Origin of the sequence: Mesorhizobium sp. M8A.F.Ca.ET.161.01.1.1, assembly GCF_004792105.1 — a bacterium.
Taxonomy (GTDB): Bacteria; Pseudomonadota; Alphaproteobacteria; order Rhizobiales; family Rhizobiaceae; genus Mesorhizobium.
Genome location: NZ_SRTD01000419.1, coordinates 1 through 295, shown reverse-complemented (window position 1 = coordinate 295; position 295 = coordinate 1). Strand labels below are relative to the sequence as shown.

The 295-nt window shown below is 65.1% G+C and carries 1 protein-coding gene; it reads left to right on the top strand.

Going from position 1 to position 295, the window contains the following annotated elements; all coding sequences use genetic code 11:
• On the top strand, positions 1-295 hold a 295-nt coding region (locus EN804_RS36350), incomplete at both ends, for a GGDEF domain-containing protein (RefSeq protein ID WP_135922422.1).

Below are 295 nucleotides of genomic sequence, written 5' to 3'. Positions count from 1 at the left end.
GTTAACGACACGCTCGGGCACGCGGCGGGCGACGCCCTGCTGGTGGCTGTCGCTTCGCGGCTCTCCTCCGTCCTCGGAGAAAACGACATGGTGAGCCGACTGGGCGGCGATGAATTCGCGATCATCCAGTCGACGAGCGGCGACTTTGAGAGCGATGCGGCGATGCTAGCAGCGCGGGTGGTGCATGCCGTGTCGCGCAGTTTCGCGCTCGAAGGCAGCGATATCAGCATCGATACCAGCATCGGCATCGCCTGTGCGCCCGGTCACGGCACATCGGCCACACAGCTGCTGCAAC